Annotated in this window: 10 protein-coding genes; 3 read left to right on the forward strand and 7 right to left on the reverse strand. The window is 70.6% G+C overall.

The genetic code is table 11. The annotated features are described in order from the left end of the window. Positions 1–28: 28 nt before the first annotated feature. The 3 genes from CU254_RS03475 to CU254_RS03485 form a co-directional block, all read right to left on the reverse strand. On the reverse strand, positions 29–733 hold the full coding sequence (locus tag CU254_RS03475; RefSeq protein ID WP_009072802.1) for a TIGR03089 family protein: 705 nt from the start codon (positions 731–733) through the stop codon (positions 29–31). Positions 734–754: 21 nt separating this feature from the next. Then, positions 755–2,206 (reverse strand): LCP family protein, encoded by a 1,452-nt coding sequence (locus tag CU254_RS03480; protein WP_199785784.1) that lies wholly within the window; start codon positions 2,204–2,206, stop codon positions 755–757. Between the two features lie 64 nt (positions 2,207–2,270). Next, positions 2,271–3,809, reverse strand: coding sequence for an LCP family protein (locus CU254_RS03485; RefSeq protein WP_037712408.1), 1,539 nt, complete (start codon positions 3,807–3,809; stop codon positions 2,271–2,273). A 118-nt stretch (positions 3,810–3,927) separates the two neighbouring features. Between CU254_RS03485 and rfbB the strand changes: the two genes are divergently transcribed. Beyond that, positions 3,928–4,920 carry a dTDP-glucose 4,6-dehydratase gene (rfbB, locus tag CU254_RS03490; protein ID WP_009072808.1) on the forward strand — a complete coding sequence of 331 codons (993 nt, stop codon included), beginning with the start codon at positions 3,928–3,930 and terminating at the stop codon, positions 4,918–4,920. Between the two features lie 28 nt (positions 4,921–4,948). Beyond that, positions 4,949–5,833: a dTDP-4-dehydrorhamnose reductase gene (gene rfbD, locus CU254_RS03495; protein ID WP_009072810.1), complete on the forward strand. Its 885-nt coding sequence runs from the start codon at positions 4,949–4,951 to the stop codon at positions 5,831–5,833. A 91-nt stretch (positions 5,834–5,924) separates the two neighbouring features. Here the strand turns inward: rfbD and CU254_RS03500 are convergent, their stop codons facing one another. The 4 genes from CU254_RS03500 to CU254_RS03515 form a co-directional block, all read right to left on the reverse strand. Then, positions 5,925–6,680: a CPBP family intramembrane glutamic endopeptidase gene (locus CU254_RS03500; protein WP_158687984.1), complete on the reverse strand. Its 756-nt coding sequence runs from the start codon at positions 6,678–6,680 to the stop codon at positions 5,925–5,927. A 138-nt stretch (positions 6,681–6,818) separates the two neighbouring features. After that, on the reverse strand, positions 6,819–7,904 hold the full coding sequence (locus tag CU254_RS03505; protein WP_009072814.1) for a glycosyltransferase family 1 protein: 1,086 nt from the start codon (positions 7,902–7,904) through the stop codon (positions 6,819–6,821). Beyond that, on the reverse strand, positions 7,897–10,410 hold the full coding sequence (locus CU254_RS03510) for a glycosyltransferase (RefSeq protein ID WP_037712411.1): 2,514 nt from the start codon (positions 10,408–10,410) through the stop codon (positions 7,897–7,899). Before CU254_RS03510 ends, CU254_RS03505 begins: the two co-directional genes overlap by 8 nt. Positions 10,411–10,441: 31 nt before the next feature. After that, the gene (locus CU254_RS03515) at positions 10,442–11,371 is read right to left on the reverse strand and encodes a glycosyltransferase family 2 protein (protein ID WP_009072818.1); all 930 of its coding nucleotides are present in this window, start codon (positions 11,369–11,371) and stop codon (positions 10,442–10,444) included. 18 nt (positions 11,372–11,389) lie between these two features. On the opposite strand from CU254_RS03515, the gene CU254_RS03520 reads away from it, so the two are divergent. Further along, a complete protein-coding gene (locus CU254_RS03520) occupies positions 11,390–12,475 on the forward strand; it encodes a glycosyltransferase family 1 protein (RefSeq protein WP_009072819.1) in 1,086 nt (361 codons plus the stop codon). Positions 12,476–13,013 lie beyond the last annotated feature (538 nt).

The raw sequence follows: 13,013 nt of genomic DNA on the forward strand, positions 1-13,013 counted from the left end.
CGAGGAGTGCTGCCGACGGCGCCAGCACTCACGCGGTCAGATCGGCGGTGGTGCGCTCGGCCTCGCGGCGGGCGGACAGTTTCGCCGGGTCGGCGTTCGTCACCTGGACCAGGTGCGCGCCGGCGGCGAGCGGGACGAGCAGGCCGTCGAGTACGCCGTCCGGCACCGTCCAGTCCACCGTGGACAAAACTCGGTCTGCTGCGGTCAGGCCGAGTTTTGCCGCGCGCGCAGTGGCTTCCGCCCACACTTCGTCCACAGTGGAGGAGCCGAGTGCGGGGGTGTCGCCAGGAGTCGGCTGCATCGGGACGAACTGGTCGCCGGACATTCGCGCCTCGGTGAGGTAGTCGAGCGCTCCGCCGGACGGCGGGGCCGACAGGCCGCGGCCCATCGGGTCGAGCGAGACCACCGCGACGGCCGGGGCGTCGATCTCCTCGTCCGGGCTGGTGAACACCACCCGCGCGCCGTCCGGCTCCGCGACCACGCGGGCGCCGCACCACCACGCGCCGAGCAGCACGCCGACGGTCTGCCAGTGCGCGGGCAGCCGCACCGCGACGGCGTCGCCCGGCTCCACGTCGAACTCGTCGACCAGCCAGTTCGCCGTTTTCGCGGCCCAGTTCTGCGTCGTCGCCACGGACAGTTCGACGCGGCTGCCGAGCCGGTCGTCGTAGTGCGTGATCAGCGGTTTCGCCGGCGAGGCCAGAAGCGGGCGCAGCAGCTGCTCGGTGAGGCTCATGCCCCCAGGCTAGTCGCGGCGTCAGTCGACGCAGGGCACGCCCGGGATTCCGGAATCCAGGCCCTGCGGGACCGCTCCGGCCGCCGCGCCGCCGCCCCCGGTAACCGCGGGAGCGGCGCGTCCGGCCAGCCCCGCGACGAACTTCTGGACCGCGGCCGGGTCGACCTCGACGATGCTCTGCCCGTCCTCGCTGCGGCCGTTCGTGGTGATCACCGGGATCGTCGCGAAGGTCAGGTCGCCGGACGCGACGCCCTTGACCTGCTGGGCGAATTCGAGCACGTCGAGGCTGTCGTCGAGAACGAACGACCGGTGCACCGCGTCCATCAGGCTGTTCAGCGTGCTCGGATTGGTCAGCGTGCCCGCGGACAGCACCTTGCGCATCGCCGAGGACAGGAACGCCTGCTGCCGCTTGATCCGGTCGAGGTCGCCGTTCGGCAGGTTCTTGCGCTGGCGCACGAAGGACAGCGCCTCGCCGCCGCTCACCGTCTGCACGCCGCGGCGGAAGTTCGCCCCGGAGTCCTTGTCCGACGTCGCGTGGTTGAGGCACACCGGCACGCCGCCGACCGCCTCGGTGATCAGGTAGAACCCGAGCAGGTTGACCTCGGCGTAGTGGTCGATGCGCGCCTGGGTGAGGTCCTGCACCGTCTGGACCAGCGCGCGGCGTCCGGCGGCGTCCGAATCGCGCGAGATCTTCGCCTGGTCGTGCTCGCCCTGCGCCCGTTCCTCCTGCTCGGCGCGCGCCTTGGCGACGCCGTACGCGGAGTTGATCTTCGCCTTGCCGCGGCCCGGCACGTCGACCCAGCTGTCGCGCGGGATCGACACCGCGGACGCCTTGCCGCCGTTCTTCGGGATCCGCAGCAGGATGATGGTGTCGGTGTTGATCCCGCCTTTGTCCTCGGTGCGCAGCGATTTCAGCATGCTCAGCGGGAGCGGGTTGCCCTGTTGGTCGGTGCGCGCGTCGCTGCCGACGAGCAGGATGTCGGTGCCGCCGTCGTCGGCGGGCGGGGCCGGGGGCTCGCCCTCGCGCGGCGTGAGGATGTCGGCAGTCGCGACATTGTCCTGCAGCTTGTCCTTGGTGACGTACGCGTAGCCGGTCCCGCTCAGCGCGAGCAGGGAGACCAGGCCGATCGCCACGCGGCGGGTGATCCGGGTGACCCGGCCCGTGCGGCCCTCCGGTTCAGGCGGCGCCGGGTTCGACGGCTGGGGGAGGTCGACGCGCGGGTGCGGCGAGGGCTTCCAGTCGGCAGAGGCCTCCTCGTCGGCCGCGCCATCCTCGGTGCCGGCACCGTCGGCGACGGGCGCGGCTTCCTCGGCGACGGTGTCCTCGGTACCCGGTTCAGTCTCCTCCGCAGCGGTTTCCTCGGCAGCGGCGTGCTTCGGCGTTTCGTCGGATTTCCGGTCCGAGGCGTCGGAAACCGCCGGACTGTCGGCGGAATCCGCCGTCCGGTCCGGTTTGTCCTGGTTTTCGCTCACCCCGGTTACCTCCCCGCTCACCAGCGTACGGCCTGCGGCGCGCCGCGACGCTGGGTGCTCGACTCTAGTTGACGCAGGGGACATCGCCCGCCGTGATGACCGGTGCGGGTGAGGTCGAGGAGCTCGACGGAGGCGGCCCGGACGGCGACGACGCGGGCGGGGCCGCAGGGGGAGCCGAGGACGTGGTGGCCGGCGCTTGCGCGGCGTCGCGCGCGTCCTTGCCGAGGATCACCCGGACGTGCCCGGCGGCGACGTCCGCGTCCGGTTCGGCCTGCGCATTGCTGCCGAGGGCCTGGCGGACCAGGTCGGCGGCGGCCTCGTCGGATGGGTGGTAGCGCAGCACGGTCGTCGCGCGGGTGGACAGTTTCGTGCTCGTGCCGAGCTGGAAACCCTTCTCCTGCAACAGACCCCGCATTTGGTCGGCGGCGCCCGTGCCGGAGCCGTCGAACAGTTCGACGGTGATCTGCCCGGCTCCGGGCAACGGCGCGTTGCTGGGCGTCGGGGCGCTGCCGTCGGAGGTCAGCCGGTTGACTTCGGCGCGGACCTTCGCCGGGTCGACGCGGAGCACGTCCGCGCCGCCCATGACCGCGTTGCCCTCGGTGGGGATCGTGTGGAACTCGACGTTTCCGCCGGTCAGCCCGCGCATCTGCTCGACGAACTCGGACAGGTCCCATCCCGCGGACAGCACCACGGACTTCTTCACCGCCTCGATGAGCTGCGCGATCCGCACCGGGTTGGCCAGCACTTCGGACGAGAGCACCTTGCTCGCCAGCCCGGACAGGAACGCCTGCTGGCGCGCGATCCGGTCGAGGTCGCCGTTCTGCAGGCCGTAGCGCTGGCGGACGAACGCGAGCGCCTGCACGCCCTCGATGGTCTGCTTCCCGGCGGGCAGGTCGACGCCCGACTTCTTTTCCTTGACCGGGTTCTTGAGGCACACCTGGACGCCGCCGATGGCCTTCGTGACCTCGTAGAAGCTGGCCAGGTTGACCTCGGCGTAGCGGTCGATCATGCCCGGCTTGCCGATGAACTTCTCGAGCGTCGCGACGAGGTTCTTGCGTCCGGCGAGCTTGGCTTTCTCGTCGACGTCCTTGAGGTCGGTGTTGCCCTTGGCCTGCAGGGTCTTGGCGGTGTCGTTGTAGGCGTAGACGTACGCGCTGTTCAGCTTGTGCTTGCCGAAGCCGCCGGTGATCTCGACGTAGGAGTCGCGCGGGAAGGAGATGGCGATCGCGTGCTCCCCGTTCTGCGGGATGTGCACGAGAATCATCGTGTCGGTCTGTTTTTCGCCGTCCGCTTCGCCGGCGTGCAGCATGTCGAGCACCTCGCGGGGCAGCGGATTGCCCTGCGCGTCGGTGCGGCTGTCCTGGCCGACCAGGAGGATGTCGATCGCTCCGTCGAGCGGTTTCGCGTGCGCGTCCTGCTCGCCGAAGATCGCCGTGGTGGAGAAGCCTGCCCGCGGGTCGCCGATGAACTGCCAGCCGTACCAGGTCAGCGCCAGCACGACCACGGACACGACGGACAGCAGGATTTTCCCGCCGCGCCGCAGCACGACGACCACGCCGCGACCGCGGTGCACCGGCAGCGGCGTACCCGGCCATTCGGCCACTGTTCCTCCCCAGGATGCCCCGCGCGTTTCGCGCTTTGCCGAACTCTACCGAGCCTGAGGTAAGCCACCCGTAGGCTGGGGGCGAGAGTGCCCGGTCGGGCGGAAGGGGTGGATGAGGATGCGGGTCCTGGTCACGGGCGGTGCCGGGTTCATCGGTTCGCACTACGTGCGGCAGGTGTTGTCGGGGGCGTATCCGACCCTGGCCGACGCCGAGGTCGTGGTGCTCGACAAGCTCACCTACGCGGGCAACGAGGCGAACCTCGCCCCGGTCGCCGACAGCCCGCGGCTGCGCTTCGTGCGCGGCGACATCTGCGACACCGCGCAGGTGACCGAGCTGATGAACGGCGTCGATCTGGTCGTCCACTTCGCCGCGGAGTCCCATGTGGACCGCTCGATCCTCGGTTCGGCGGACTTCGTGCTCACCAACGTGCTCGGCACGCAGACGTTGCTGCAAGCCGCGCTGGAGGCGCGGGTCGGGAAGTTCGTGCACGTCTCGACGGACGAGGTGTACGGGTCCATCCAGGACGGTTCGTGGTCGGAAGACCACGTACTGGAGCCGAATTCGCCGTACTCGGCCTCGAAAGCGTCGTCGGATTTGATCGCCCGCTCGTACTTCCGGACGCACGGGCTGCCGGTGTGCGTCACGCGGTGCTCGAACAACTACGGGCCGTACCAGTTCCCCGAAAAGGTCATCCCGCTCTTCGCGACGAACCTGCTGGACGGCAAGAAGGTTCCGCTCTACGGCGACGGCCTGAACGTCCGGGACTGGCTGCACGTGGACGACCACTGCCACGGAATCCAGCTGGTCGCCGACGGCGGTCGCCCGGGCGAGATCTACAACATCGGCGGCGGCACCGAACTGACCAACCGCGAACTGACCGAACGCCTGCTCGCCGCGGTCGGCGTCGGCTGGGAAATGGTCGAACCGGTGGCCGACCGCAAGGGCCACGACCGGCGGTACTCGGTCGACATCGCGAAGATCAGCGGCGAACTCGGTTACGCTCCGCGGGTGTCGTTCGAGGACGGGTTGGCGGAGACCGTGCGCTGGTATGCCGACAACCGCGCGTGGTGGGAGCCGCTGAAGGCCCGCGCCGCGCTCGGCACGTCCTGAAAACCCTTTCGCAGTAGGAGGTACGCCGGTGCGGCTGGCAGTGCTCGTGCCCGGCGGTTCCGGTCAGCTCGGCCGGGACCTGGTGAATACCGCGGGCCCGGAAACGGAGGTGCTCGCGCCTTCGTCGGCGGAGCTGGACATCACGGCCGCGGGCCAGGTGATCGCCGCGGTCGGGGAGCTGGCGGAGCGGGCCGCGGCTGCTGGGGCGGTGCCGGTGGTGATCAATGCCGCGGCTTATACGGCGGTTGATGCCGCGGAAACGGACGAGGCGCGGGCGTTCGCGGTGAATGTCGACGGGCCGCGCGTGTTGGCGGCGGCTTGTACTTCGCGGCGGGTGCCGTTGATTCATGTCTCCACGGATTATGTTTTTCCGGGGGACGGGGATCGGCCGTACGAAGTGGACGACGCGCTGGGGCCGAAGAATGCTTACGGGCGGACCAAGGCCGCGGGGGAGGATGCGGTACTCGGGTCGGGCGCGTCGGCCTGGGTGGTGCGGACCAGCTGGGTTTACGGGAAAACCGGGGCCAATTTCGTCGAGACCATGCGGCGGCTGGAGTCGGAGCGGGATCAGCTTTCCGTGGTGGACGATCAGATCGGGGCGCCTACCTGGTCGGCTGATCTGGCTCGGGGGCTCTGGGAGCTTGCCGGGGCGATTGCCGCTGGGCAGGGGCCCGCGGGGAAGGTTTTGCACTGCACCGGCGGCGGCGAGACTTCGTGGTACGGATTCGCCCGGGCCATTTTCGAGGAGATCGGCGCGGATCCGGACCGGGTCAAGCCGTGCACCACTGAGGAATTCCCGCGTCCGGCCGCTCGTCCTGCTTACTCGTTGCTTTCCAACGCTTCTTGGCGGGAGGCGGGACTGACTCCGTTGCGGGATTGGCGGACGGCCTTGAACTCGTATCTCCACGGCTGACCGGAGAATGCCCCAGCGGCATTCTTGTTGGTAAAGGGGGTGCCGATGTGCGGAGCGATCCCTTGCCGGAGCTTGCGAGGGCTGCCGATCTTCAGTTCGCGGCTGCCGTGCTCGCAGATTCGGCAGCCGGCGCGTTCCGCGCCCAGCGCAGCAGTGCTGCCCCGAGCCCGAGGTTGACAATGGCGTTCAGGGTCCACAGCCAGTCCGGGTCTTTGCCCGGAGAATAGATCTGGAGGTAGTCCGACAAGGCGTGCAGCAGCACCAGCGGCCACACCGTGCCGATCGCCAGCCGAGCCGCGCACAGGCAGAACCCGAACAGTCCCGCCGATAGCATCTGCCACAGCGTGTTGTTCAGCGATGCTCCGAAAAACAGGTAGTTCTTGAGATGCCCAGCACCAAACAGAACCGCCGTCAGCGCGGACGCACGCAGCAAGCCCAGCGGACGGGCGACCTCCAGTACCAGTGCCCGGCTGGAAATCTCTTCGCTGATCCCGACACAAAGCATGACCGCCGCGCCCGTGACGAGCTGCGTTGCGCTGCCCTCGATGCCCGGCAGCGCCGACAGCGCGGCGACAAAGAACAGCGGCAGCACAACCGGCCAACGGGCGAATCGTCCCCAAGCGGTCACCCCTGCGGGCCGCAGCCAGCCCCAGGACCGCAGGATCACCAGCATGACGCCGGTGGCGATCAGATTGACCGCGACGCTTCCCAGCCCGGGGAACCAGGCTGTATCCAAGACAGGCAACAGCTTAGCGGAGCCGACTATCGCGAACTCCCAGGACAACGCCACCTCGACGGCGCCAGCCAGGGGGTGCCTGCGCACGTGGCCAAGCCACCGGGTCAGCATGAGGCGCATATTAGCCCGGATCTTTCGCGGGCGTGACGTGCTGGCCTGATCGGCTTCGGGTTCGGTTTTCGACGTGGTTTCTGCTCGGTGACTCGCCCGCCACAGCAACTAACCGCCCGAACCCCTTACCCGCAGGCTCTAAGACTCGGTTGCCTGCCGGTAGGCGTCCAGCGTGCGCAACGCCGTGTTGTGCCAGGTGAAGCTCGCCGCGTGGGTTCTGCGGGCGGTGGACGTCGCCAGGCCGTGCGGGTCGGTGACGGCTTGACGCAGGGCTTCGGCGAGGCCGTCTACGTCGTCGTAGGGGACCAGCGTGGCGCAGTCTCCCGCTACTTCGCGCAGGGCCGGGATATCGGTGCAGACGACGGGGACGTCCGACGCCATGGCTTCCAGGACAGGCAGGCCGAAGCCTTCGTCCCGGGAAGGGAGCACCAGGGCGGCGGCTCCGGCTACGACCGTGCGAAGGTCCACATCGGACAGATAGCCGGTCTGTCCGGACCGGGGCAGCCTCGGGAACGGGCCAGGGCCCGCGAAGACCAGCGGGGGCAGGTCCGGGGCGGCCGCATGGGCGGCGGCCAGCCAGTCCAAGCCCTTGCGCGGTCCGGCGGCACCGGCGAACAGCAGGTATTTCTCCGGCAGCCGCAGTTTCGCCCGCACCCCGTCGTCGGGCGGGCGGGCGGTGAACCACGCGGGATTCACCCCGAGCGGGGTGGCGATGATTTTCGACCGGTCGACATCCAGCTTTTCCGCGACCGAATCCGCGACCGCCTCGGTCGGGGTGCAGATGACGTTCGCTCGGTGCGCGCCGCGGCGGACCAGTTCCGGAAGGGTTCGGTCGGAGTGGGCCAGTTCCTGCGGGGCGTCGATGAAAGCCAGGTCGTGGATCGTCAGGACTCCGGCGGCGCGGAGGCGGCCGGGGAGGACGAAGTTCGTGCCGTGCACTACATCGGTCGGCCCGGCGAACAATTCGACCGGCGGCAGCTGGGTATGCAGCCAGGTCGCGCGCAAAAGCCTTGCCGAGACTGGCATTCCCCGCGCTTGTACTCCGTGTGGCAGGACATGCCGAAGCTTTCGCCAGCCGCGCAAAGTGAACGCTACCGCGCGAAGGTCCACTTCGGACAGTGAAGCCAGCTCTTCGCTCAACGCGGCGGTATACCGGCCGATGCCAGTCCGGGAACCGAGCAGGGGAGTGCCGTCCAACAGGACGCGGAGCGGACGGTCAGCCACGGCGCAACCGCTCCCGCGCCACCTTCGTGACCCGTCCCGCAGCTCGCCGTGCCAGCTCGCCCGGGCCGCCGGCGGCGAGATATTCCCGTACCAGAGCCAAATCGCGCCGTACCAGCGCGGTGCCGCGTACTGGGTCGCTGACGGTCAGGTCCGCGCCGCCGGGCAGCCGGTCGGCCGCGGGACGCGGATTGCGACAGAACTCCACCAGCGGTTTCAGCGCTTCCGGCCAGGCGTACCGCTGCGCGACTACTCGGATCCGTTCGACGCAGGCGTCGGCGAATTCCCTGTCGTACAAGGACTTTTCCAGCGCGTCCGCCAGCGCGCCCGCGTCTTCGGCGGGAACCACGACGCCGAGGCCTTCCGCGCGGACGAGGTCGGCGAACGCATCCCCGTCCGTGGTCACGATCGGCAAACCGGCCCACAGGTAGTCGAGGACCCGGGTGCGGAAAGCGAAAGTGGTCTCGACGTGTTCGTAGTGCGTGGTGACCCCGCAGTCGGCGTCGAGCAGCCAGTTCTGCCGGTCCGAATACGGGACCCACTGTTCGTTGAAGAAGACGTGCTTGTCGGTGAGGCCCAGCGAATCCGCGAGCCGGATCGTCCGGGCGCCGATGTCCATTTCGGCGACCTCGGGGTTCGGGTGCTTCATGCCGAGGAACACGAGACGGGCGTCGTCGCGGCGGTGGCGAAGCAGGTCGAAGGCGCGGATCAGGGTCAGCGGGTCGAACCAGCTGTAGACGCCGCCCGCCCACAGGACGACGCGGTCCGATTCGCCGATGCCCAGCGCGGACCGCAGGCCGGGGCCGGTGCGGGTCGGGGCCTGCGGGGAGAGGCCGAACGGGACGACCGCGAGGAGCGACTGGGTGGTCGGGTCGGCGTCGTAGAGCCGCGGGGACAGGCGGCCGAGCGCGGCGAGGTGGCCCAGCCAGAAGTGGCGCTGGCGTTCGGAGGCGCAGAGGAAGAAGTCGGCGCGTTCGAGCTGGGCGTCCAGGACCCGGGTGACGCCGGCCAGGTCGAGCGCGCGCTGGTCGTCGGGGGCGTCCTTGCCCTGTTCCAGCAGCTCCAGGTGCATCGGGTCGTAGACGTCGGCGACCACGATCTTGTGCTCGTGCTGCTTCTTCAGCGACGGCGCCAGCTCCAGCACATGCCCCTGCAGGATCACGACGTCCGCCCATTCGATCGGGCCGTCGAGGTCGCGGTGCTTGCCCGAGCTGACCCGGAAGGCCGCGGGCGGGGGCGAGACCAGCGGGTTGGTGGTCATGAGGTGCACGTCGTGCTCGGCGGACAGCGTCGAGGCGATGTTCCACGCCCGGATCGCCGGGCCGGCCATCCGCTCGGTGATCGAATCGCCGGTCAGCACGAGGATCTTGCGGCGCTGGCCGAAGACGTCCTTGATGCCGAACGCTTCGACGAGGATTTCGTGTGCGCGAAGGTAGTCCGGCAGCGGGTACGCGGGCTCAAGTGCCTTGCGCAGCAACGGAAGCAGGTCGGCGTCGGTGCGTACGCGGGCGGCTTGCTCGACTGCGCGGGATTCGGCCAGCGAGGGCATCATCTCGACGAATCGGTCGACCGCCAGCACTCCGGCGAGCGTGGTGCGCGGGACCGGGATGTCCGAGGTGTCGACCGGGCCGACGCCCTTTTCGAGGTCCAGCTGGTCCGGATTGAGGTTGCCGCGGGCGGTCGCGCGGCGGACGGCCAGCGCGAGTGCCGCCGGAAGTGCGCGGGCCAGGGATTCGTCGGAGAGGTTTTTGTAGAGCGCCGCCAGTGCGTTGCGTTCTAAAAGGAAGGTTTCGCGACCGGTGTCCGGCGCGTCGACCGCGGCCATGGTGCCGTGGTGGCGGTGGTAGGTGAGCGATTCCGGCACGTAGCGGACGCGCCAGCCGCGCAGGTTGAGCCGCCAGCCGAGGTCGACGTCCTCGTAGAACATGAAGAAGCGTTCGTCGAAACCGCCGAGTTCGGCGAACACCGACGCGCGCACGAACAGCGCCGAGCCGGTGCCGAAGAGGACGTCCTTGGCGACGTCGTGCTCGGCCGCGGGCACGTCCGCGAGCGGGCTGCCCGCGTGGCGTTTGTAGCCCATGCCGAACCAGGTCAGACCCGCGTCCACGAAATCGGTGCCGGTGCCGTCCCAGTCGAGGACCTTGCTCGCCACCGCGGCGACGGTCGGCTGCGCGCGCAGTTCGGCGACGGCCGCGGAGACCCACGCCGGAGCCGGGCGCGCGTCGTTGTTGAGGAAGCCGAGGACGGTGCCGTTCGCGTGCTGGGCGCCGAGGTTGCAGCCGCCGGCGAACCCGGTGTTGACCGGCGATTCGATGAGCCGCACGTCGGGTACCGCGGCGCGGATGCGGGCCGCGTCGTCGCCGCCGGACGCGTTGTCGACGCAGATCAGCTCGACATTCGCGTAGTCCAGGTCGGTCCGCAGCGCCCGCAGGCAGGTGATGGTGTCGTCGGCGCCGCGGTAATTCACCACGATCACCGAGACGAGCGGTTGCGGGTCCCCCACTGCCAAGACGAGCTCCTCCGTCGAATTTCCGCCCAGCTTAAAGGCCAGCCCAGGCATCCCAGATCGCGCCTCGGCCCAGCGCCGAGATCCGCGTTACGCGACCCCGTTCCCGCAGCGTGCGCGGGAGCCGGAGGACGACCTCCGCCAGCACCCGCAGCCGCAGCGCGGGGTCGAAATTCGCCGCGTCCGGACGGTGCCGGCGCAGCGGAAGCAAAACGGTGATCGCGGCGAAACGGGCCATTTCGCGGACTGCGATCGCCGCGGGTGCGCAGCGCAGCAGCATGAGCAAACGGTTGCGTTCGTTCCAGCGGTGAAATTGCGGTGAACCGGGGTGCGTGCTGGCTCCGTGCAGGTGCTGGACGCGGGCTTTCGGCGCGGAGACGACGTGCCATCCGGCGAGCCGCAGCCGCCACGCGGTGTCGGTGTCTTCGTAGTAACAGAAGAAGCTCGCCGGGACCCCGCCGACCGCGCGCACGGCCTCGGTGCGCAGCAGCGCGGCGCCGCCGCAGAAGCCGAAGACCTCGTCGCTGGGCTCGGTGAGGTCGGCACCGTGGCCGTCGGCGGTGAGCCGGACGCCGGTGGACTGGGTGCTGCCGTCGGGCAGTTCGAGCCGCGACGTGACGGCGGCGGCGAGCGGCTGGTCCTCGAGGGTGTCTTCGAGGACGGCGAGCCAGTCCGGTTCGGGGGCGGCGTCGTCGTTGAGCCACGCGACACGCGCGGTCTCGATCCGGGAAAGTGCGTGCGCCATCGCACCGGCGTAACCGGTGTTGCGGCGCAGCCGGAGGACCTCCGGACGGCTGGGGTGCGCGGCGAGAACCGTTGCGGTGCCGTCGGTTGAGGCGTTGTCGACCACGAGTGTCCGATGTGGACGGTCCTGGGCGGCGAGCGCGTCGAGGCACGCGGCGAGGTGGGCTGCCCCCCGCCAGGTCACCACGACGACGGTGGTGCCGGATTCCGCGCTGGTCACCTGGGAGAGAATAGCGGCGTGCCCGAACTGGTCGTGATCGCCGAGCAACTGCTCGCCCCCGTTCCGGGTGGCACCGGCCGGTACACCGCCGAACTGCTGCCCGCGCTCGCCCGCACCGCGCCGCCCGGCTGGACCGTGTCCAGCGTGGTCGCGCGGCACGCGGACGTGTCCGCGGCCCAGATCGAAGGGGTCGAGGGCCCGCGGGTGCTGCCGCTGCCGCCGAGAGCGCTGGTCGCGCTGTGGCAGCTCGGCCTGCGCTGGTGGCCGGGCGGTGACGCGGTGCACGCGCCGACCCCGTTCGCACCGCCCCGTGCCCCGGCTGGGCGAACGCTGACCGTCACGGTGCATGACACGGTGCCGTGGACGCATCCGGAGACCCTGACCGCGCGCGGCGTCAGCTGGCACCGGTCGATGATCGCGCGGGCGGCGCGGCGGTCGTCCGGGCTGATCGTGCCGACGCGGGCGGTCGCCGACGAGCTGGCGGTGCTGCTGGACGTGGACGTTCCGGTGCGGGTCGTGCCGCACGGGGTGACCGTGCCGGAGGGGTCCGCTCAGCTGGACCTGCCGTCGCGGTACGTGCTGGCGGTCGGGACGATCGAACCGCGCAAGGGCATGGACGTGCTGGTCGACGCGGTGGCGCAGCTCGACGGCACGGACGAGGTCGGCGACGTCGGCCTGGTGCTGGCGGGCCAGCCCGGCTGGGGCGGCATCGACCCGGTGCGGCTCGCGGCCGACCGCGGCCTGAAATCGGTGCGGGTGCTGGGAAAAGTGACCGACGCACAACTGGCGACGGCGATGCGCGGCGCGAGCGTGCTGGCGATGCCGAGCCTTGCCGAGGGCTTCGGGCTGCCGCTGCTGGAAGCGATGGCGATCGGGGTGCCGGTGGTGCACACGGACGTCCCGGCCCTGGTGGAGGTCGCCGGCGGCGCGGGACTGGTGGCGCCGCGCGGGGACGTGGACGCGCTGGCGCGGGCGTTGAAAGAGGTGCTGCTGTCGCCGGACAAGGCGGCGGAACTGTCGAAGCTGGGGCGCGAGCGGGCGCGGACGTTCACGTGGCGGGCGGCCGCGGAGGCGGTGTGGGCGGCGCATCGGCGGGTGAGCTGACGGCTGGTCGGCGGTCCGGCGTGGTGCGGGGGCCGGGTGCGGCGGCGGAATTGTCGGGGCTGGGCCGGGAGCGGCGTGCACCTGGCGGCCGCGGAGGCGGTGTGGGCGGCGCATCGGCGGGTGAGCTGACGGCTGGTCGGCGGTCCGGTGTGGTGCGGGGGGCCGGGTGCGGCGGCGGAATTGTCGGGGCTGGGTCGGGAGCGGCGTGCACCTGGCGGCCGCGGAGGCGGTGTGGGCGGCGCATCGGCGGGTGAGCTGACGGCTGGTCGGCGGTCCGGCGTGGTGCGGGGGGCCGGGCGAGGCGGCGGAACTGTCGGGGGCTGGGCCAGGAGCGGCGTGCACCTGGCAGCCGCGAGGCGCATCCGCGGGCGGGCTGGCGGTGGTCTGGGTCCGGAGGAGGCGGCAGGGGCTTTGGCGGCGGGGTCGGCCGAGGCTCGGGGCGTGCCGGTTTGGGCGAGGCCTCAGCGTCGGTCGGGCTGGCGGTCCCGGGCGACGATGGGGGAGGGACGAGGCGGCGAGCACGAGCGGCCGCGGACGT

The organism is Amycolatopsis sp. AA4, from assembly GCF_002796545.1.
Lineage (GTDB): Bacteria > Actinomycetota > Actinomycetes > Mycobacteriales > Pseudonocardiaceae > Amycolatopsis.